This is a genomic window from Bacillus sp. EB106-07-01-XG149, assembly GCF_058791555.1.
In genome coordinates this window covers 1,117,220-1,139,615 of record NZ_JBYTDP010000002.1, presented here as the reverse complement: position 1 = coordinate 1,139,615, position 22,396 = coordinate 1,117,220, and the positions used below count along the sequence as shown (strand labels likewise).

Annotated in this window: 19 protein-coding genes; 14 read left to right on the top strand and 5 right to left on the bottom strand. The window is 38.6% G+C overall.

Annotation, left to right across the window (positions count from 1 at the left end):
- Positions 1–91: 91 nt before the first annotated feature.
- From glgB to glgP, 5 genes are all read left to right on the top strand, one after another.
- The gene (gene glgB, locus AC3WTA_RS12110; protein WP_000382600.1) at positions 92–2,029 is read left to right on the top strand and encodes a 1,4-alpha-glucan branching protein GlgB; all 1,938 of its coding nucleotides are present in this window, start codon (positions 92–94) and stop codon (positions 2,027–2,029) included.
- The gene (glgC, locus tag AC3WTA_RS12105) at positions 1,977–3,107 is read left to right on the top strand and encodes a glucose-1-phosphate adenylyltransferase (RefSeq protein WP_000057613.1); all 1,131 of its coding nucleotides are present in this window, start codon (positions 1,977–1,979) and stop codon (positions 3,105–3,107) included. Before glgB ends, glgC begins: the two co-directional genes overlap by 53 nt.
- Positions 3,108–3,125: 18 nt before the next feature.
- On the top strand, positions 3,126–4,160 hold the full coding sequence (glgD, locus tag AC3WTA_RS12100) for a glucose-1-phosphate adenylyltransferase subunit GlgD (protein ID WP_000504144.1): 1,035 nt from the start codon (positions 3,126–3,128) through the stop codon (positions 4,158–4,160).
- A gap of 113 nt (positions 4,161–4,273) precedes the next feature.
- Positions 4,274–5,704: a glycogen synthase GlgA gene (gene glgA, locus AC3WTA_RS12095; protein WP_002203738.1), complete on the top strand. Its 1,431-nt coding sequence runs from the start codon at positions 4,274–4,276 to the stop codon at positions 5,702–5,704.
- A gap of 23 nt (positions 5,705–5,727) precedes the next feature.
- The gene (gene glgP / locus AC3WTA_RS12090) at positions 5,728–8,136 is read left to right on the top strand and encodes a glycogen phosphorylase (protein ID WP_000494062.1); all 2,409 of its coding nucleotides are present in this window, start codon (positions 5,728–5,730) and stop codon (positions 8,134–8,136) included.
- A gap of 157 nt (positions 8,137–8,293) precedes the next feature.
- Here the strand turns inward: glgP and AC3WTA_RS12085 are convergent, their stop codons facing one another.
- From AC3WTA_RS12085 to AC3WTA_RS12075, 3 genes are all read right to left on the bottom strand, one after another.
- Positions 8,294–8,428 (bottom strand): hypothetical protein, encoded by a 135-nt coding sequence (locus tag AC3WTA_RS12085; protein ID WP_000911073.1) that lies wholly within the window; start codon positions 8,426–8,428, stop codon positions 8,294–8,296.
- Positions 8,429–8,504: 76 nt separating this feature from the next.
- Positions 8,505–9,227, bottom strand: a complete 723-nt coding sequence (locus AC3WTA_RS12080; protein ID WP_001260114.1) for a lipase family protein — start codon at positions 9,225–9,227, stop codon at positions 8,505–8,507.
- Positions 9,228–9,399: 172 nt separating this feature from the next.
- Complete coding sequence (locus tag AC3WTA_RS12075) at positions 9,400–10,182, bottom strand: TIGR00266 family protein (protein WP_001147831.1); 783 nt, start codon at positions 10,180–10,182, stop codon at positions 9,400–9,402.
- Between the two features lie 321 nt (positions 10,183–10,503).
- On the opposite strand from AC3WTA_RS12075, the gene cspD reads away from it, so the two are divergent.
- Complete coding sequence (gene cspD, locus AC3WTA_RS12070; RefSeq protein ID WP_001193051.1) at positions 10,504–10,704, top strand: cold-shock protein CspD; 201 nt, start codon at positions 10,504–10,506, stop codon at positions 10,702–10,704.
- A gap of 44 nt (positions 10,705–10,748) precedes the next feature.
- On the opposite strand, the gene AC3WTA_RS12065 is transcribed toward cspD, so the two are convergent.
- Positions 10,749–11,480: a yteA family sporulation protein gene (locus tag AC3WTA_RS12065; RefSeq protein ID WP_000957359.1), complete on the bottom strand. Its 732-nt coding sequence runs from the start codon at positions 11,478–11,480 to the stop codon at positions 10,749–10,751.
- Between the two features lie 148 nt (positions 11,481–11,628).
- Positions 11,629–12,582, bottom strand: a complete 954-nt coding sequence (locus tag AC3WTA_RS12060) for a 1,4-dihydroxy-2-naphthoate polyprenyltransferase (protein WP_000425755.1) — start codon at positions 12,580–12,582, stop codon at positions 11,629–11,631.
- A gap of 194 nt (positions 12,583–12,776) precedes the next feature.
- Between AC3WTA_RS12060 and AC3WTA_RS12055 the strand changes: the two genes are divergently transcribed.
- The 8 genes from AC3WTA_RS12055 (at position 12,777) to AC3WTA_RS12020 (ending at position 22,357) form a co-directional block, all read left to right on the top strand.
- A complete protein-coding gene (locus AC3WTA_RS12055; RefSeq protein WP_000616713.1) occupies positions 12,777–14,171 on the top strand; it encodes an isochorismate synthase in 1,395 nt (464 codons plus the stop codon).
- Positions 14,168–15,922 (top strand): 2-succinyl-5-enolpyruvyl-6-hydroxy-3-cyclohexene-1-carboxylic-acid synthase, encoded by a 1,755-nt coding sequence (menD, locus tag AC3WTA_RS12050; RefSeq protein WP_001059226.1) that lies wholly within the window; start codon positions 14,168–14,170, stop codon positions 15,920–15,922. The genes AC3WTA_RS12055 and menD overlap by 4 nt, the downstream gene beginning before the upstream one ends.
- Entirely contained in the window at positions 15,919–16,731 is an 813-nt protein-coding gene (menH, locus tag AC3WTA_RS12045) for a 2-succinyl-6-hydroxy-2,4-cyclohexadiene-1-carboxylate synthase (RefSeq protein WP_098251595.1), read from the top strand. Before menD ends, menH begins: the two co-directional genes overlap by 4 nt.
- 68 nt (positions 16,732–16,799) lie before the next feature.
- Complete coding sequence (gene menB, locus AC3WTA_RS12040; protein WP_000963888.1) at positions 16,800–17,618, top strand: 1,4-dihydroxy-2-naphthoyl-CoA synthase; 819 nt, start codon at positions 16,800–16,802, stop codon at positions 17,616–17,618.
- 202 nt (positions 17,619–17,820) lie between these two features.
- Entirely contained in the window at positions 17,821–19,266 is a 1,446-nt protein-coding gene (locus AC3WTA_RS12035) for an o-succinylbenzoate--CoA ligase (protein ID WP_000210386.1), read from the top strand.
- Positions 19,267–20,373 (top strand): o-succinylbenzoate synthase, encoded by a 1,107-nt coding sequence (gene menC, locus AC3WTA_RS12030; protein ID WP_070169186.1) that lies wholly within the window; start codon positions 19,267–19,269, stop codon positions 20,371–20,373.
- A gap of 195 nt (positions 20,374–20,568) precedes the next feature.
- Positions 20,569–21,267 carry a response regulator transcription factor gene (locus tag AC3WTA_RS12025; protein WP_000790344.1) on the top strand — a complete coding sequence of 233 codons (699 nt, stop codon included), beginning with the start codon at positions 20,569–20,571 and terminating at the stop codon, positions 21,265–21,267.
- Positions 21,260–22,357, top strand: a complete 1,098-nt coding sequence (locus AC3WTA_RS12020) for a HAMP domain-containing sensor histidine kinase (RefSeq protein WP_001085282.1) — start codon at positions 21,260–21,262, stop codon at positions 22,355–22,357. The genes AC3WTA_RS12025 and AC3WTA_RS12020 overlap by 8 nt, the downstream gene beginning before the upstream one ends.
- Positions 22,358–22,396: the final 39 nt, after the last annotated feature.

Here is a 22,396-nt window from a genome sequence, read left to right as displayed (position 1 = left end):
AATATTTTTTAAAAAATAACAAGGATATTTCAGTTTTTCGCAGAAATGATAAAGAGTAAAAAATTTCTGTCATCTTAGTGAGGTGAACATATTGGATGTAATAAATTGTGAAGAAGTGAAACGAGATGAGTTTCATACAGAAAAGTACTATGACAGTTATAACATCTTTGGGGCACATATTGTGACGGAAGATGGGATGCGAGGTGTACGATTCACAGTATGGGCTCCTCATGCGAAAGCAATGAGTGTTGTTGGAGATTTTAATGAATGGGATTATGAGCAACATAAGATGCTACAAGTGACAGAAGAGGGGATTTGGTCCTTGTTTGTACCGCATATTGAAGAGAATGAGATTTATAAGTATGCGATTGAAACGATGGATGGTGACGTTATTTTAAAAGCAGATCCTTACGCAGTATATGCAGAAGTAAGACCAAATACGGCATCTGTAGTTTTTGATATAGAGGGATATGAATGGAATGATAAAAACTGGATTCGTAAGAGAAAGAAAAAATCGATTTATAAAGAAGCGATGACAGTTTATGAATTACATTTCGGCTCTTGGAAAAAGAAAGAAGATGGCGCTCTATATTCTTATAGAGAAATGGCCGAGGAGCTCATTCCGTATGTGGTGGAACATCAATTTACACATATTGAAATTATGCCGCTTGTTGAGCATCCATATGATCGTTCTTGGGGATATCAAGGGACGGGATATTATGCAGCGACAAGTAGATTCGGCACGCCACATGATTTGATGTATTTTGTCGATGAATGTCATAAATATGGAATCGGTGTCATTTTAGATTGGGTGCCGGGGCATTTTTGTAAAGATGCTCACGGTTTATATTTGTTTGATGGGACACCGACTTATGAATATAAAGATATAGATGTACAAGAAAACCTAGTATGGGGAACTGTTAATTTTGATTTAGGGAAGAGGGAAGTACGTAATTTCTTAATTTCAAATGCGTTATTTTGGATGAAGTATTTCCACATTGACGGTTTCAGGGTGGATGCAGTTGCGAATATGCTGTACTGGAATAAAGAAGGACAAGAGCAAAGTAATGAGTACGCTGTTTCATTTTTACGAGAGTTAAATGAAGCGGTGTTTGCAGAAGATGAAGATTTTCTTATGACAGCAGAAGATTCAACAGCTTGGCCACTTGTAACAGCTCCAACGTATGAAGGTGGGCTTGGGTTCAATTACAAATGGAATATGGGCTGGATGAATGATGTGCTGAAATATATGGAGTGTGCGCCTGAGTATAGGAAGTATATTCATGAGAAAATGACGTTCTCTTTAATATATGCTTACTCTGAAAATTTCATATTACCGCTTTCTCATGATGAAGTCGTTCATGGGAAAAAGTCGTTATTAAATAAAATGCCAGGAGATTACTGGGATAAGTTTGCTCAACTTCGTTTATTATATGGATATTTCTTTACTCATCCAGGTAAGAAATTACTCTTTATGGGTGGAGAATTCGGGCAGTTTGATGAGTGGAAAGACCTTGAAGATTTAGATTGGAATTTACATGATTTTGAAATGCATCGTTATATGCATGATTACTTTAAAGAGCTCATAGCATTGTATAAGCGCTCCAAACCACTTTGGCAGCTTGATCATTCACCTGAAGGATTTCAGTGGATAGATGCTAATAATCATGAGCAAAGTATTTTCTCGTTTATCCGCCAAGGGGATAAACAAGAAGATGCGTTAGTTGTTGTATGTAATTTTACAAAAGCTACATATGAAAACTATAAAGTAGGTTTGCCAGATTTCGAGTATTATAACGAGATTTTAAACAGTGACGCTGAGCAATATGGCGGCTCGGGGCAAGTGAATAAGAAACGTCTCAAGACGATTCAAGAACCGTATCATAATCAAGCGGCACATGTAGAAATTACAATTCCACCATTTGGCGTATCCATATTACGACCAGTGAAGACGAGAAAGGGGAGCAAAAAACAAGATGGCTCAAAAGCAAAAGTGCGTAGCAATGTTACTAGCAGGGGGAAAAGGTAGTCGATTAAGTGCATTAACAAAAAATTTAGCCAAGCCAGCTGTTCCATTTGGTGGTAAATATCGCATTATTGATTTTACGCTAAGTAACTGTGCGAATTCTGGTATTGAAACGGTTGGGATTTTGACGCAATATCAACCACTTGAACTTCATAATTATATCGGAATCGGCAATGCTTGGGATTTAGACCGAGTAAGCGGTGGAGTCACAGTGTTACCTCCTTATGCGGAGTCTTCAGGTGTGAAGTGGTATACAGGTACAGCAAGTGCCATTTATCAAAACTTAAACTATTTAAGTCAGTATGAACCAGAGTATGTTCTGATTTTATCAGGCGACCACATTTATAAAATGGATTACAGTAAAATGCTAGATTACCATATTGAGAAAGAAGCGGATGTTTCGATTTCTGTTATTGAAGTGCCGTGGGATGAAGCGAGTCGTTTCGGTATTATGAATACGAACGAAGAGATGGAGATTGTTGAATTTGAAGAGAAACCGCAATTTCCAAGAAGTAATCTTGCATCAATGGGAATTTATATTTTTAACTGGGCAATTTTGAAAGAGTATTTAGAGATGGATGCAAGAAATCCTGAATCTAGTAATGATTTCGGAAAAGATGTACTTCCGCTTTTATTAGATGAAGGGAAAAAGCTGATGGCGTATCCGTTTGAAGGATATTGGAAAGATGTTGGAACGGTGAAAAGCTTATGGGAAGCGAATATGGATTTACTTCGCGATGAAACATCGTTGAATTTAAACGATCGTAATTGGCGTATTTATTCTGTGAATCCAAATGAGCCACCTCAATATATTGCAGAAAAGGCAAAAGTAGAAGAATCACTTATTAACGAAGGATGCGTCATTGAAGGGGACGTGAAGCATTCTGTGTTATTCCAAGGGGTAACGGTGGAAGAAGGTAGTATGGTTATTGATTCTGTCGTTATGCCAGGAGCGAAGATTGGTAAAAATGTTGTGATTGAAAGAGCCATCGTTGGATCGGAAATGGTTATTGAAGATGGAACAATTATTCGTCCAGAAAAAAATGTCGACGATGTAGTACTAATTGCTGAAGGGAAATAGAAAAGGGGGATGGAATGAATGGGAGAAAAAATGTTAGGAATTATTAATGCAACGGGAAGTTTTCCTTCCTTAAAGAAAGTAACAGGGCATCGTTCATTAGCGGCGTTACCGTTTGGGGGCCGTTATCGACTCATTGATTTCATGCTTTCAAATATGGTGAATTCTAATATTCATAGTGTAGCGGTTTTTACAAGTCATAAAAACCGCTCACTAATGGACCATGTTGGTTCAGGAAAACAGTGGGATTTAGATAGAAAAAGAGACGGACTGTTTTTATTCCCGCCAAATTGCCAATGTGACCAAGATGAATTTGGATCTTTTGCACATTTTAGAAGACATATTGATTATTTTTTAAGAGCTAGAGAAGAATACGTTGTTATTACGAATAGCCATCTCGTAACGGCATTAAATTTTCAAGCGGTGTTAGAGCGACATATACATACGGCAGCTGATATTACTGAAGTTTGCCATGAAGGGGTTTCGCTTCAAACATACGTGTTAAAGAAACAATTATTGTTAGATTTATTTGAGACATATAAAGATGTGGAGCAATACAGTTTATTTGATGTAGTGAGAGAAAAGCGCGGAAAATCACTGCATATCGCTACGTATGAGCATACAGGATATGTAGCTATTATTGATTCGATTGAAAGCTACTATAAACATAGCTTAGAAATTTTGCAGCCTGCTATTTGGAAGCAATTATTTAAGAAAGAAGCACCGATCTTTACGAAAGTAAAAGATGAACCACCAACTCGTTACCTGAAGGGTGCAGCCGTGAAAAATACAATGATTGCAAACGGCAGTATTATTGAAGGAGAAGTAGAAAATAGTGTTATCTCCCGTTCTGTTAAAATCGGAAAAGGTTCAATTGTTCGTAATAGCATTATTATGCAAAAGAGCAAAATTGGAGATAACTGTATAATAGACGGTGTTATTATTGATAAAGACGTGAAAATTGGTGACGGTGTTGTACTAAAAGGAAACGTCGATGAGCCATATGTTGTAGAAAAAGGAAGTATTCAAAGCAGTACGATTAATAGTTATTCTTAAAAGAATCAGTGGGGGTTTTTCCTCCACTGATTAAAGCATTCATTCAAATGAGAACTCGAAGGGAGGAAGCTGCAAGGGAAGTCGTATAAGCTTTTCGTGCAGTGGGACAACAAGTGAATATTTTATTTGCAGTATCAGAATGTGTACCATTTGTTAAATCGGGAGGATTAGCTGATGTAGCAGGTGCGCTCCCAAAAGAGCTGAAAAAATTAGGTGTGGACGTTCGCATTATACTTCCAAATTATAGTCTTATTCCGCAAAAATTAAGGGATGGATGTACGTTACATAAAGTAATTAACGTCCCGCTTGGGTGGAGAAATCAATATTGCGGAATTTTAAAAGGTGAGCAAGACGGGATTACGTATTACTTAATAGATAATGAATATTATTTTAAGAGAGATTCTCTATATGGTCATTATGATGACGGAGAGCGTTTTTCTTATTTTTCGAAAGCAGTTTTAGAGTGTATTCCGCATCTTGATTTCGAAGTGGATGTTCTTCATAGCCACGATTGGCATACAGCTATGGTGAATTTCTTACTGCGTGAAAAGTATCAAGATAATCCATTATATGAGCATATTAAAACGGTGTATACGATTCATAACTTGCAGTTCCAAGGTGTATTTCCTCCTGAAGTGATGTACGACTTGTTAGAACTTGGTGATGAATATTTTCATAGTGAGCAGCTAGAGTTTTATGGAAATGTGAACTTTATGAAGGGCGGAATTATCGCTTCTGATCAGATTACAGCGGTTAGCCCGACATACAAAGAGGAAATTCAATATGAGTTTTTCGGTGAGAAGTTAGATGGATTGTTACGAAAAAATAATGGTAAGCTTAGCGGCATCGTAAATGGAATTGATACGAGCGTATATAATCCAGAAACGGATTCGTATATTACTGCTCAGTATGATGCAGAGTCATTAGAGGAAAAGAATGAAAATAAACGCGCATTGCAGCGTTATTTTGGTTTGCCAGAAAAAGAAGATACACCAATTATTTCGATGGTAACGAGATTAACGAAGCAAAAAGGTCTTGATTTAGTACGTACTGTATTCCGCGAAATAATGGAGGAAGATGTGCAATGTATTATTTTAGGATCAGGTGATTCTGAATATGAACAATTCTTTGAGTGGATGGCATACGAGTATCCTGAGAAGGTAAAAGTGTATATCGGCTTTAATGAAGAGCTAGCCCATCAAGTGTATGCGGGAAGTGATTTATTCTTAATGCCATCACTATTTGAACCGTGTGGACTTGGACAACTTATCGCATTAGCGTACGGTACAATTCCGATTGTAAGAGAGACAGGCGGATTAAATGATACTGTACAATCTTATGACGAAGAAACTGGAGAAGGAAATGGTTTCAGTTTCACGAACTTTAATGCGCATGACATGTTGCACACGGTTCTTCGTGCAATTGAATTTTATCATGATAAACCGGTATGGGAGCAGCTTGTAAAACAAGCGATGACTGAAGATTATAGCTGGGAGAAATCAGCTCTTGCCTATAAGAAATTGTATAAAAGTCTCATGGAATAACATGTAGGGTAGGTGGTGAAGAAATGTTTACTCATGTTGAAAGTTTCAAATCAGCTTTTCTAGAAAAGTTAGAGACGATGTATGGTAAAAGTTTTAAAGACTCTACAGCTCGTGATCAATACAATACGCTTGGGTACATGGTACGTGAGTATATGAATAGTCAATGGATTGCAACGAACGAAAGTTATCGGTCTGGAGAGCAAAAGCAAATGTATTACTTATCCATTGAGTTTTTACTTGGGCGTTTGCTTGGAAGTAACATATTAAATTTAGGCATCAGGGATGTATGTGAGCAAGGACTTTCTGAGCTTGGGATTTCTTTGCAACAGTTAGAAGAGGTGGAAGCAGATGCAGGTCTTGGAAATGGTGGACTTGGACGATTAGCAGCCTGTTTCCTTGATTCACTTGCATCTTTAAACTTACCAGGTCATGGCTGTGGAATTCGTTACAAACACGGCTTATTTGATCAAAAAATTGTTGATGGTTATCAAGTTGAATTTCCAGAACAGTGGCTTCTTCATGAAAACGTATGGGAAGTAAGAAGGCATGATCAAGCTGTAGAAGTAAGTTATTTCGGCAATGTTGAACCGTTATACATTGACGGGCGTTTAGAGTTTAGGCATACGAATGCAGAAGTGATTATGGCAGTACCATATGACGTTCCGGTAGTAGGTTATGAGACGAGTACTGTAAATACACTCAGACTTTGGAATGCTGAACCAGTTCCTTTCCCGCAAAATTGCAAAGATATTTTGAAATATAAGCGTGAAACAGAGGCGGTATCGGAGTTTTTATATCCAGATGATACGCATGATGAGGGGAAAATACTTCGTTTGAAACAACAGTATTTCCTCGTATCAGCAAGTTTGCAAAATATCGTTCGTATGCATAGAGAAAGATATGGTGACCTTCGTCAATTACATGAGAAAATTGCGATTCATATTAATGATACACATCCCGTTTTGGCGATTCCAGAACTGATGCGTATTTTATTAGATGAAGAAAAACTAGCATGGGAAGAAGCTTGGCACATAACAACGCAAACGATTTCTTATACGAATCATACGACGTTATCAGAAGCGCTTGAGAAGTGGCCAATTCACATTTTTAAACCGTTATTACCGAGAATTTATATGATTATTGAAGAGATTAATGAACGTTTTTGTCATGAACTTTGGGAACGTTATCCATATGAATGGCATCGTATTGAAGAGATGGCGATTATTGCGCATGATCTTGTGAAAATGGCTCATTTAGCAATTGTCGGTAGCCATAGCATAAATGGTGTAGCAAAAATTCATACGGAAATTTTAAAGCAACGTGAAATGCGATTGTTTTATGAGTTTTATCCAGATAAGTTTAATAATAAAACGAATGGAATCGCTCATAGACGTTGGTTAATGAAGGCGAATCCACAGCTGACGAACCTTATTTCAGAGGCGATTGGAACAGAGTGGAAGAAAGAACCGATTAAGCTTCAAGCGCTGCAAACAGTTCAATACGATGCGAGTTTCCAAGAGAAATTTGCAGAGGTAAAACAAGAGCGTAAAGAGATTTTAGCGGAGCGTATTCATAATAAAATGGGGATTACAATTGATCCTAATTCTATTTTTGATGTGCAAGTAAAAAGACTACATGCTTACAAACGACAATTATTAAATGTTCTTCATATTTTATATTTGTATAACCGTTTGAAAGAGGATGCTAGTTTTACATTTTATCCGCGTACTTTTATCTTTGGAGCGAAAGCATCACCTGGCTATTACTATGCGAAAAAAATTATTAAATTAATCAATGAACTCGCAAGGAAAGTGAATAATGATCCGTACGTAAGCCAATATATGAAAGTTATCTTTCTAGAAAACTATCGAGTGTCTTTAGCGGAAGATATATTCCCAGCTGCGGATGTGAGTGAGCAAATTTCAACTGCGAGTAAAGAAGCATCAGGAACAGGGAATATGAAATTTATGATGAATGGTGCGATTACACTCGGAACGTTAGACGGAGCTAATGTTGAAATAAAAGACCGGGTCGGTGATGATAACTGTTTCATTTTTGGCTTAACAGCGGAAGAGGTTCTTCATTACTATCAAAATGGTGGATATCGTGCAAGTGATTATTATCACCACAATATGCATATTAAAAAAGTAGTAGATCAGTTAACGAATGGTTTCTTTGCACATTCGGGAGCTGAATTTGAAGCGATTTATGATTCTCTCGTAATTCAAAATGATGAATACTTCGTTCTGCGAGATTTTGGTCCATATGCGGAAAGGCAAGAAGCTGTTGGTAGAGCGTATGAGAACCGAACGAAGTGGTTAGAAATGTCGATTTTAAATATTGCACAGTCTGGTCATTTTGCGAGTGATCGAACGATTTTACAGTATAGTAATGAGATTTGGAGTATTGGTAATGCGGTTACACAGTATTAAGTGAAAGTCCCTTTTGAAGGGACTTTTACTCATGGAGACAAAGTGTAAAAATGAATTATACGTATAGGGATGCTAAAGTGTATTCACTTTTAAAAGAGGAATATAATCACTTAAAAAACCGAGCTTAATTTCATTAAGCTCGGTTTTCTTTTTTTGCTTAAGAAAGAAATGGGATAGCGGTATATATGATACCTGTTCCACCATATTCTCCCGTCGCAAAGTATGAAAATGTAAAGAAACCTGTAAACGTAAAAATTACAATGAGAAAAAGTGCAAAGATAAATTTTAGCATGTAAGGTCCCCTCATCCAAAAATAACTTCATATATTATTATAGTATAAGGATATAGGGTTTCCAATCATTACCTGGTTAAAAATGAGAAGTCAGACATGTTTTGTATGTTGTCATGGCATGATTATTTGTAATAGATTTTGTGTTTTTTGTAAATGTCATGTTGTGATGAACGTGTGCATATTCCCAGTCTTGGTTATTAAAATGGACATTGCGCGGAGGGAGAAGAGGAACGACATCAAATAGATTAACGAAGCGAAAGCTACTAGCTACTTGTAGTTTATAATAATTGCGAAATGCAATATCTCCGACTTTTGGAGAGGCAAATGTATAAAGACCGTACTGTGCAAAGGCAGTGTTTATACGCGCATCGAGTATATGTAGTGTGGCGAGCGCGCCGCCTAAGCTATGACCTGTTGCAAGAAGTTTTTTATGGGCTGGTAGTGATACGAGCATATCCATAATAGAATCTCGGCAAGATTCATAAATGGAAAGAAAGCCGTTATGGACATTTCCGCTGTTTAAAGCATATGGATATGCTTTTTGGTTAACGAGTGAATCGATAATCCAGTCTGTATCTGTTTGTGTCCCGCGAAAAGCTACAATAATTGTATCCTCAGATTCTAGTATGAATCCGAACCAATCTGTCATGTGAATGGTTTTTCCTTGAAAGCCTTGTACATATTGAAAACCATCCGGTATTTCGAAAATCCCATTTTGTTTATATTGTTCATACGTTAACTCACAACAAGAAGCTAACAATATGGCAGTATCTTTATCGAAGGATAAAGGAGTACGCATTAAGGAAGCCCTCCTTAAGAAAAGGTATAGTTCAATATATGCAGTGAGGGACTTGATTCATTCTTTTGGAGGGGCAAATAGTTTGTATTGCGTATATAAATTAGTGGATGAAATTATAGCGACTTATGGACGAATCATGCCAAAATAAAACAGCACCCCATAAGGGCACTGTTTACTCTTTTCCATCTAATAAACGTCCAAGTCCGCCTAAAACGCTGCCTTCACCGCTGTTTTGAGCTGCTGGGCTTGTAAGGCGTGCTGCTAAACGGCTAAGTGTTAAGGACTGAATCCAAACCGTTCCAGGACCTTCTAACGTTGCGAAGAATAAACCTTCACCGCCAAATAGAGCTGTTTTTACTTTTCCAACGAATTGAATATCGTAGTTAACGTCTTTTGTCATGGCAACGAGACAACCTGTATCGATGCGAAGTCTTTCGCCAGGTTTTAATTCACGCTTATATACAGTTCCTCCTGCATGCATGAAAGCGAGTCCATCACCTTCAAGTTTCTGCATGATGAAACCTTCACCACCGAAGAAACCAGTTCCAATTTTTTTCGTAAACTCAATTCCGATAGAAACACCCTTTGCTGCACAAAGAAACGCGTCTTTTTGACAAACGACTTTCCCTTGATATTGTGTTAAATCAACAGGGATGATTTTTCCTGGATAAGGAGCGGCGAATGATACGTGGCGCTTGCCATGACCTGTATTTGTAAAGACAGTCATAAACATACTTTCACCTGTAACAAGACGCTTACCAGCGCCCATTAATTTACCGAATAGCCCACTAGATGGACCAGAACCATCACCGAAAATGGTTTCCATTTCGATATGATCTTCCATCATCATCATTGCGCCAGCTTCTGCAATAACGCTTTCTTCTGGATCTAATTCAATTTCAACAAACTGCATATCATCGCCATATAATTTATACTCGATTTCATGTGCTTGCATTTTTTCACCTCATCATATGTAGTAATTATATTGTACAAAAATCAAAGGAATTAGAATACTGTAGATTTGTTAATTTTTGAATAAAAATAGAATGAAAATTTAAGGTTATACTAGGATTATAAAAAACGATGGTTTGAAAGTGTTCTCATTTGACGTTTTTGACATAGCATGATATAGTGAAAACACTATTGAGCTACATAATGTGGTACGGAAATAAAGCACGTTGTATTAAAGGCTGTAAGCTTGTTATACATTCATGTCCTTTATATCCACCTTTTCATGTGGATTCATAGTTTCATTTTTATTTAGGAGGTACATGACATGCAAACAGGTAAAGTTAAATGGTTTAACGGCGAAAAAGGTTTTGGCTTCATCGAAGTTGAAGGCGGAGAAGACGTATTCGTACATTTCTCAGCTATCCAAGGCGACGGCTTCAAAACTTTAGAAGAAGGTCAAGAAGTTTCTTTCGAAATCGTTGATGGAAACCGCGGACCACAAGCAGCTAACGTTACAAAAAACTAATTAGCTAGCGATAAAAAGCATTCCGAATTTCGGAATGCTTTTTTTTATTCTTTGGAACTTGACTCATTTGAAGATAGTTCGCCTTTGAAAGTACGCTCTTCAAAGTCATCGAGCATTTGTTCATATTCTTCATGCTCCTCTGTAGCGAAAACTTGTGGGTTTTTGCCATACATATCCGTACCAATAAAGTTTTCAAAATCCTCAACGAAGCCTACATTCTCTTCACTATTTACGTACATGCCATTATAGTTTTTGGAATCTTGTCTTTCTAAATCAGATGGAGTTTCAGACGTTCCGTAATTTGCGACGTCTTGCCATGCATCTTCAGCATCGTACTCTACAGAATGATCTTCATCGTGCTTATGAAACGAAGGAGCCAACACCTCTTCTTCAACTGGTCGCGTGTTCATATCCAATTTATTTGTAGTGTGCTGTATACACGTTGTAGCAGTCGGCATTGCTTCTAATCTTTCGAACGGAATTTCCTCACCAGACACTTCGCAAATACCGTACGTACCAGCCTCAATTTTTTGCAGGGCATGTTTCGTATCTTCTAGTTGTTTATGCCAAAATTCGATGAGTCCGAAATCTTTCTCACGTTCGTACAATTCTGTAGCCATATCACCTGGATGGTTGTCATAGCTAGACAATTCTCCCACTGAATCACGTTCAGAAGCACGATCTGTATTCTCATGAGTTTGTATTGTTTGTTCAACTTCTTGCTGTTGTTTTTCTAAAATAGATTTAAATTGATTTATTTGTTGTGGAGTTAACATAGTCGTCCACCTTCCTACAATTCAGTTTCTTTACATAGTATGAGCGTTGGAGGTGGGAATTATGAGCTGAAATTGGTATATGAAAAAGGAGCCACGTCAGCAGCTCCTTTTTATCCCGCATTAACGGGCAGTTGATTAAAGTTTCACTTTATAGGAAATATCCGAGCAATAATCCGATTCCCATGAGGAGACCGAAGATTGTATTTGTTTTTGCTGTTGCAATCATCGCAGGTACCATCTCCATTGGAATACTTTTACCGATAAAGCCTTTCGTCGCTTTCAATGCTTTCGGTGCACTTAAAAATACGATAAGCATCCATGGTGATACGATGTTCACGATAATTAGAGCGATTGTCCAAATATAAGAAACGATGAACATAGAAGCGAGTACACCAACGGCTCTTTCACGTCCGACGAGAATTGCTAACGTTTTACGACCGTTTTCTTTATCGCCATCTAAGTCACGAATGTTATTAGCTAATAATATGGCACCAATTAAAATGGAGCTTGGAATAGATAATAAAATGACTTCTGATGTTACCGTTCCAGTTTGAATAAAGAATGAAATCCCAATAATAATGACACCCATAAATAATCCGGCTGTTAACTCTCCAAATGGTGTATAGGCAATTGGAAGTGGGCCACCTGTATAAAGGTAGGCAACGGCCATACAAACAAGACCGATTGCAGCAAGCCACCAGCTAGAATTCATACAAATATACACACCTAATAGTATTGCGATCCCGAAAAATCCAAATGCTAAGTTAAGCACTGTTTTCGGCTGAATGCCATCGCGAACGATAGCGCCGCCGATACCAACTGACCCTTCGTGATCGAGTCCTCTTTTATAATCAAAGTATTCATTAAACATGTTTGTTGCTGCTTGAATGAGAAGACAAGCGAGAAGCATCATAAGGAAAAGAGGGAGATGTATTTGATTTATACCTCCGACCTGCATCGCATAGGCTGTTCCGATGAAAACAGGAACGAAAGCTGCTGTTAATGTATGGGGACGTAGTAAACTCCACCAAATGCGCCAGCCGGTTTGCTTACTTGGCTTTGGCGCCGTAGGAGAGGAATTCGTTTCGACGTTCATTTCCATGTTGAATCCTCCTTTGGTCACATATTGTACACAACTAAGTGTAGAAAAAGCATCATTTAGTGTCAACGTTTATTTTCTAGGAAGAGAAGGTGAATTTCTCAGAAATGCTAAACGTTGACAGGCCTTTCGTTTGAGGTGTATCTTAAAATCAAGCGTAATTATGACTATTTTTCGCCCATAGGGGGGAGACAATTGTGATTCAAACGAAACAAATAGGCTTGCAAGAAGTTCTTAGTGCAGCCATTAAGCGTGCAACTGATGAAAAAATATTGGTTAGCTTCGTAAAACAAATAGACTGGATAGATCCGCTTCTGTTTTATGCAGCAGGAAAAAGGATCTCATTCGAAAATAGATGTTATTTTGCAGACCCAGCTCAGCATGTAATATTTGCTGGAATTGGCTCTGTTTTCACTATAGCAACTTCTTCTCACAAACGCTTTCAAACGGCTCGTGACGAGTGGGATAAAGTAAAAGAGAAAGCATTTGTACAAAGAGGAAGATACGAATTTGGAACAGGTCCTCTTTTATTTGGTGGATTTTCATTTGACCAAGAAAAAGAGAAAACCGACTTATGGAAAGAATTTGATGATACGACATTTTCACTACCAGCATTTTTATTAACTGTAAAAAATGAAAAAGCATGGTTAACAATGAATACATTCGTTTCAGCAACTGATTGTGCAGAAACTCTTTATAACGAAATTGTTTCTTTAGAAGAGAAAATTTTTGGGGAGAGTAAATGTGCACTAGAAGGATCGAAATTAACAGTTACTTCTAAAGTAGAAGTAGATCCGAAAGGCTGGATGAAGGCCATTGAGACAGTGCAAGATGAGATGAAGCAGGGGAACGTGCAGAAGGTTGTATTAGCGAGGGAGCTAAAAGTAGAAATGGATCATCATATTGATTCTGCTCTTGTTTTAGAAGCGCTTCGCATTGGGCAACCGGATTGTTACGTATTTTCTTTTGATTATAAAGGAGCATGCTTCTTAGGAGCGACGCCAGAGAGATTAATTCGCAAAGAAGATGAGAGGTTTACTTCGATGTGTCTTGCTGGTTCAACTGGTCATGGTCAATCTATAGAAGAAAGTAAACGAAATAGTAATGCGCTTCTTCATGATGAAAAGAATTTAGCTGAACACGGTTATGTTGTGAACATGATTCGAGGAGTACTCAATGAGCACTGCGAATCCGTTAATATTCCGGAAAGTCCGGGCTTATTAACAACGAAAAACTTAATTCATTTATATACGCCTGTAGAGGCAAAAGGCGATGCGAGTCTTTTAACAATGGTAGAAGAATTACACCCAACACCAGCTCTTGGCGGGACACCTCGTTTGGAAGCGATGAAACTGATTCGTGATGTTGAATTGTTAGACAGAGGGTTATATGGTGCACCGATTGGCTGGATAGATGATGAAGGAAATGGTGAATTTGCGGTTGCACTTCGCTGCGGATTATTAAATGGCGCGAAAGCATCCTTATTTGCCGGGTGCGGGATTGTAATTGATTCAGTACCGCAACTTGAATATGAAGAAACAAGCTTGAAGTTTAGACCGATGCTTGGTGCTTTGGAGGAATTAATGAAATGAACAATCATATAGAAGCATTATCATATTATTTAGGCGCGTTCGTGGATGAACTGACGCGTCTAAATGTATGTGATGTTGTCATTAGTCCAGGCTCACGGTCAACACCGATTGCTCTACTAATGGAACAACATGAAGGAATGAACACATATTTACATGTAGATGAAAGATCAGCAGGATTTTTTGCGCTCGGCATTGCAAAAGCGAAAAAACGTCCTGTTGCATTATTATGTACGTCAGGAACGGCAGCAGCGAACTACTATCCAGCTGTATGTGAAGCTTTTCATTCACGAGTGCCGCTTATCGTCTTAACGGCAGATAGACCGCATGAATTAAGAGATGTTGGTGCACCACAAGCGATGAATCAATTCAATTTATACGGTACATTTGTGAAGCAATTTACAGAGATGGCACTTCCAGAAGCGAGTGAAGCGATGTATCATTATGCTCGCATGACGACGCAGCGCACGATAGCAAGCGCACTTCTAGCGCCGCAAGGACCTGTTCATCTTAATTTTCCAGTTCGCGAGCCGCTTATCCCAGATTTCTCATTAGAAAGTTTATGGGATCAAGGACGCGGGGAATATACAGGAGTAGTTCAGCAAGGGAACGTGATGATGCCGAGTGAATATGTAGATTCTCTTGTAGGGCGCCTTTCACATATGGAAAAGGGGCTTATTATTTGTGGAGATGATAGTCATTCAGAAATCGCAGCGTTTGCGGCAGAACTAGCTGAAAAAACGGGATATCCAATATTAGCGGATCCACTTTCTAACATTCGTAGCGGACATCACGATAAAACGATGGTAATTGACTGTTACGATACATTTTTACGAAATGAATTGTTAAAAGAAACGTGGAAGCCAGAAGTTATGATTCGCTTTGGTGGTATGCCTGTTTCTAAAGCATTAACGCAGTTCATTAAAAAACAGACGAAAGCTGTTCATATCGTTGTTGAAGAATCTGGCCAATGGAGAGACCCAGCTCTCGTTGCGACAGAAGTTGTACAGGCAAGTGATATTGCATTTTGCAGGGCACTAATAGAAAAAATACCAGCTATGAAACAGAATGATTGGTTCGGAATGTGGCAACATATAAACGAAAAAACGAAGGAAACGCTTCGTGAAATGGAAACATATGAAACTGCATTTGAAGGGAAAGTTATTACGGATATCGTCCGCGTACTACCAGAAGGGGCAACATTATTTGCGAGTAATAGTATGCCAATTCGTGATACAGATTCATTCTTCTTCACATCGGATAAAAATATTCAAGTGATGGCAAACCGTGGTGTAAACGGGATTGATGGAATCATTTCGACAGCTTTAGGAGCGAGCATTATTTGCGATCCGCTCGTATTAGTTATTGGTGATTTATCATTTTATCACGATTTAAACGGATTATTAGCCGCAAAATTACATGAATTAAATATAACGATTGTCGTTGTAAACAATGATGGTGGCGGTATTTTCTCATTCTTACCACAATATGAGAAAAAGGAACATTTCGAATCATTATTTGGAACGCCAATTGGACTTGATTACGAGCATATTGTCAAAATGTACGGCGGTTCATTTAGTCGTGTAAATGGTTGGGAGCAATTTCGAGAAGAGGTACAAAAGGGAACGACGACGGAAGGTTTACACGTTGTAGAAATTTGTACGAACCGTGATGAAAACTTAATATTGCACCGTAAATTGTGGGCGAAAACGCAGGACGTAATTACTGCATCGTTGCAAGGTGAATCAAAATGAACGTAACGCTGCAAGGTGTATCGTATGAATATGAAGTAGTCGGAAGCGGGCAACCACTTCTACTTCTTCATGGTTTTACGGGAAGCATGGAAACGTGGCGTTCCTTCGTTCCTTCTTGGCGCGAGCAGTTTCAAGTCATTTTAGTAGACATTGTGGGGCACGGAAAAACGGAAAGTCCTGAAGATGTGACTCATTATGATATTCGAAATGCGGCGCTACAAATGAAAGAACTACTAGATTATCTTCATATTGAAAAAGCACACATACTTGGCTATTCAATGGGCGGTAGACTGGCGATTACGATGGCGTGCCTATATCCAGAGTATGTACATTCTCTTTTATTAGAAAATTGTACAGCTGGGCTTGAAAGTGAAGAGGCTAGAAAAGAACGCTGTGAAAAAGATGAGCGACTTGCCAATAAAATTGAGCGAGAAGGCATCAATAGTTTTGTAACGATGTGGGAAAATATTCCGCTGTTTGAAACGCAAAAATGTTTAGCACAAAACGTACAAGAAGCAGTGCGAAAAGAACGACTTGCTAACAATCCAAAAGGACTTGCAAATAGCTTGCGCGGCATGGGAACAGGGGCTCAGCCTTCATGGTGGAACGAGCTGCAAAATTTAAAAATACCTGTTCTTTTAATGAACGGGGAGTATGATGAAAAGTTCTTTCGCATATTAAAAAACATCGGAAAATGCGTATCTGACGCGAAATTTGTCAAAATTGATGGTGCTGGCCATGCAATTCATGTGGAACAACCGGAAAAGTTTGATACAATAGTAAAGGGATTTCTAAAAACTATGCAGTGATGCTTTTTCATCTAAGAAGGAAGCTACACTTATAGAGGAGATCAAAAATATACAAGGAGGTAGTTGTAATGGCTATTGAATGGGTAAAAGAAGGCAATTACGAAGATATTATTTATTCAACATACAATGGTATCGCAAAGATTTCGATTAACCGTCCTGAAGTACATAACGCATTCCGTCCTAAAACGGTAATGGAGTTAATCAACGCTTTTGCACACGCTCGTGATGATGCAAATGTTGGCGTTATCATTTTAACAGGTGAAGGTGGACGTGCATTCTGTTCTGGCGGCGACCAAAAAGTTCGCGGTCATGGTGGATATGTAGGTGACGACCAAATCCCTCGTTTAAATGTATTAGATTTACAACGTCTAATTCGCGCAATTCCTAAACCAGTTATCGCAATGGTAGCAGGTTATGCAATCGGTGGTGGACACGTACTTCATATCGTATGTGACTTAACAATCGCTGCAGACAACGCTGTATTCGGACAAACAGGTCCTAAAGTAGGAAGCTTTGACGGTGGATACGGAGCTGGTTACTTAGCTCGTATGGTAGGCCACAAGAAAGCTCGCGAAATTTGGTACCTATGCCGTCAATACAGCGCACAAGAAGCGCTTGATATGGGCTTAGTAAACACAGTAGTACCATTAGAAGAGCTTGAAGCAGAAACAGTACAATGGGCACAAGAAATCTTAGCAAACAGCCCAATGGCACTTCGTTTCCTAAAAGCTGCATTCAACGCAGACACAGACGGTCTAGCTGGTATTCAACAACTAGCTGGAGATGCAACGTTATTGTACTACACAACTGACGAAGCAAAAGAAGGTCGCGACGCGTTTAAAGAAAAACGCAGTCCGGACTTCGGTCAATTCCCTCGTTTCCCGTGATCAAACCAAAAGCGGAGCCGACTGTTTAGCCTCGTAGGCTAAGGTTCTTTCGCACAGAAAGTGTTTTTTACTTTCTCGTGCGGAAGGTTCTTAGACGGAAAGGGCTAGGAGGCGCAGCTAGATGAGATCAAACCGGAAACAAAACAACTAAGAGACTTGATGTCATATCAAGTCTCTTTCTTTCATGAAAGGAGAATGAATGATGACGACGATGCCGAATTGGTTAAAGCAACGTGCATTTTTAACACCAGATCGCACTGCAATTGAAATAGAGGAAGAGAAAGTTACTTTTATGCAGCTGCATGAAAAAGTAGTATCTTTTTGTGAACACCTCACGCATGTAGGAGTGAAGCGTGGGCAAAAGGTGGCTGTTCTGATGAAAAATGGTATGGAGATGATTACAGTTATTCACGCCCTATCTTACGTAGGTGCAGTAGCTGTGCTTTTAAATACGCGTCTTTCAAGAGAAGAGCTACTTTGGCAAATGGATGATGCTGAAGTTGTATGCTTAGTGACGGATCAAGATTTCGAGGCTAAAGATGTTTCTGTATATTCGTTCGCCGAAGTGATGAATGGGCCAAAGGCGGAAGCATTTATACAAGAAGAATTCTCCTTAGAAGAAGCGATGACAATTATTTATACGTCTGGGACGACAGGGAAACCGAAAGGCGTTATTTTAACGTACGGCAATCATTGGGCGAGCGCAGTTGGTTCTTCGTTTAATTTAGGACTTCGTGATGATGATTGCTGGTTAGCTTGTATGCCAATGTTCCACGTTGGCGGGTTATCTCTTCTAATGAAAAATATTATGTACGGCATGCGCATTTTACTCGTTCCGAAATACGATGCTGATTTTATTCATAAATCACTTCAAACGAGAGGTGTTACGATTATTTCTGTCGTTTCAAAAATGTTAACTGATTTATTAGAGAGACTTGGAGAAGAGACATATCCATCTTCTTTACGATGCATGTTACTTGGCGGAGGACCAGCGCCGAAACCGTTACTCGAAACATGTGTAGAAAAAGGAATTCCTGTGTATCAAACGTACGGTATGACAGAAACGTCGTCGCAAATTTGTACGTTATCCGCAGATTACATGTTAACGAAAGTAGGATCAGCCGGGAAACCACTATTTCAGTGCCAACTTCGTATTGAAAAAGATGGCGTAGTAGTGCCGCCATTTGCGGAAGGCGAGATCGTAGTAAAAGGACCAAACGTAACAGGCGGTTATTTTAACCGTGAAGATGCGACGCGCGAAACGATTCAAAACGGCTGGCTTCATACTGGTGACCTCGGTTATTTAGACGAAGAAGGATTTTTATACGTACTAGATCGCCGCAGTGATTTAATTATTTCTGGCGGAGAGAATATATATCCGGCTCAAATTGAAGAAGTGTTACTCTCTCATCCGATGGTAGCAGAAGCTGGTGTTGTTGGTATGGCTGACGATAAATGGGGACAAGTACCTGCTGCTTTTGTTGTAAAAAGTGGGGAGGTAACAGAAGAAGAAATTCTGCATTTTTGCGAGGAGAAATTAGCGAAATATAAAGTGCCGAAGAAAGCATGTTTCTTAGAGGAATTACCACGAAATGCTTCGAAAAAATTGTTAAGACGAGAGTTAAGACAATTAGTGGGGGAGATGTAAGTGGAAATAAAAAAAGCGACACTTCATATAACGGAAATGCCACTCGTCATTCCGTTTGCTGCAAGCTACGGAACTTATGAAAAGCGTGAAAGTATCGTCATTGAATTAGAAGATACGGACGGATACATTGGGTTTGGCGAAGTCGTTGCGTTCTCTGAACCGTGGTATACGGAAGAAACGGTGAAGACAGCGCTACATGTACTTCAAGATTTTTTAATACCGGATTTATTGAAAGCTGAAATTTCTCATCCGAATGAAATACCAGATTTGTTCAAGCATATAAAGAGAAACAGAATGGCAAAGGCCGGAATTGAAGGGGCTGTTTGGGGCTTATATGCAAAGCGTCAAAAGAAGTCATTAGCGACATTACTTGGCGGAACTAGGACTGAAATTGAAGTAGGCGTTGTGATTGGTATCAATACAATTCCGGTTATGTTAAAACAAATCGAGAAGTATGCAGAAGAAGGATATGAGCGTTTTAAAGTGAAAATAAAGCCAGAGCATGATTACGAGTTATTGAAAGAAATTCGTAAAGAGTTTCCAAGCATCCCGTTAATGGCTGATGCGAATTCAGCGTATACATTAGCGGATACGGAGAAGTTGAAGCGATTAGATGATTTTCAATTGATGATGATTGAACAACCGCTAGCGGACTACGATTTTCTTGATCATGCAGAGCTGCAAAAGAAAATAGAAACGCCAATTTGTTTAGACGAAAGCATCCATAGTTTAGAAGACACGCGCGTTGCGATTACGCTTGGTAGTTGCCGCATCGTTAATATTAAACCAGGGCGAGTGGGTGGATTAACAGAATCCATTCAAATTCATGATTACTGCATGGAGCATACCATACCAGTTTGGTGCGGTGGTATGGTAGAGATGGGGATTTCACGAGCACAAAATGTTGCGCTTGCTTCATTGCCGAATTTTACGATTCCAGGAGATATATCTGCTTCTAGTCGACATTGGGAGAAGGATATTATTTCGCCGGAAGTGATGCTTGAGGGCGGAAAGGTGATTGTACCGCAAAGTGTTGACACTGAGTATGAAGTAAATCGAGAAAGGCTGGCGCAAATCACGAAGCAGCGGATAGTTTTGGAGCGGTGAATTTAATCAGGATGCCCGCAAATAACGGTAGGATTTTGTTGTTAATTGTCGGTAAGTCGATATATTTCAATAATCGCTGCTATAATTTTATTTATTAAGGTTACTCCCGCGAGTAACCTTTTCGTATTGTACAAATTGGATAGACTAGTTTACAATCGATCGTATAAAAAGGGAACGAGAAACAGGGGGAGTAAAATGAAGAACATTTCAATTTTAATAGCGGATGATGAGGCAGAAATTGCTGATTTAATTGAGATACATTTAGAAAAAGAAGGTTACCACGTCGTGAAGGCAGCTGATGGAGAAGAGGCAATTCATGTTATTAAAACGCAGCCAATCGACTTAGTAGTTTTAGATATTATGATGCCAAAAATGGATGGTTATGAAGTGACGCGCCAAATTCGCGCGAAGCATCATATGCCAATCATTTTCTTAAGTGCGAAAACGTCTGATTTTGATAAGGTGACAGGTTTAGTATTAGGTGCAGATGATTATATGACGAAACCTTTTACACCGATTGAATTAGTTGCACGTGTAAATGCACAATTACGCCGATTTCTTACGTTAAATCAGCCGAAAGTAGCGGAGAATAAATCTGCTTTAGAGGTAGGCGGAGTTGTTATTGATCCTGAGCGAAGAACAGTAAATGTGTACGGAGAACAAGTTGAATTAACACCGAAAGAGTTTGATATTTTATATTTATTAGCGAGCCATCCGAAGAAAGTGTACAATGTGGAAAATATTTTTCAGCAAGTATGGGCTGAAGGTTATTATGAAAGTGGAAATACAGTTATGGTACATATTCGTACACTACGGAAAAAACTTGGAGAAGATAAAAGAAAGAATAAGTTAATAAAAACAGTGTGGGGAGTAGGGTATACTTTCAATGGCTAAAAAGATGAGAAGCTTTCGCTCGAAGATGGTTATGCTATTTGCGTTAAGTATGATATTAGCTGGTGGGGTAACGTATATCATTTATGAAGGCTTACGGATCTACTATAAATTAGTCGTTCGTTTTGAAGATCCATTAGCCCAATTCCGTTCAATGGTAAGACAAATTGGGGATGTTAATTTCTTTTTAATTATTTTTATCCCTCTGTCTATTATGTTTTTCTTCTTCCTTACTAGGCCTTATGTAAAATATTTTGATGAGATTTCAAACGGGATTCACCATTTGGCGAACGGAGATTTTACAAATGAAGTGCACGTTTCATCAAATGATGAGTTTGGATATATCGCACGTGAAATAAATGTAGCGAGTGAAAAATTAAAGGAAGCAGTGGAACGAGGAGACTTTGCGGAAAGTAGTAAAGACCAGCTTATTGTTAACTTAGCTCACGATTTAAGAACGCCGTTAACATCTGTTTTAGGTTATTTAGATTTAATTCTTAAAGATGAGAATTTGACGAAAGAACAAATTAAACATTTTTCCACAATCGCTTTTACGAAATCCGAAAGGCTGGAAAGTTTAATTGATGAATTATTTGAAATTACGAGAATGAATTATGGGATGTTGCAGCTGGACAAAAGACCAATTGATATAAGTGAATTGCTTATACAGTTAGAGGAAGAATTGTATCCGTTATTAGAGAAAAAGGGTTTAGAAGCGAGATTGAACATGGATTCTTATTTACCTATTAGCGGTGATGGAAAATTATTAGCGAGGGTATTTGAAAATCTTTTAACGAACGCGATTCGTTACGGGTATGATGGAAAGTTTGTCGATGTGAACGCATATATTGAGAGTGAAGAGGTAGTCGTACAAATTATTAATTACGGAGATAGCATTCCGGAAGAAGATTTACCGTATCTTTTTGATATGTTTTATACAGGTGATAAAGCAAGGTCAGAGCAACAAGGTAGTACAGGTCTTGGTTTATTTATCGCGAAAAATATTGTTGAACAGCATGATGGGAAGATTTCTGCTGAAAGTAATGTAATTAGAACGATATTTGAAGTAAGATTACCAAAAGAAGAAAGCTAAGCAATTTAATAAAAATTTAAACTTTACCCCACTTTTTAT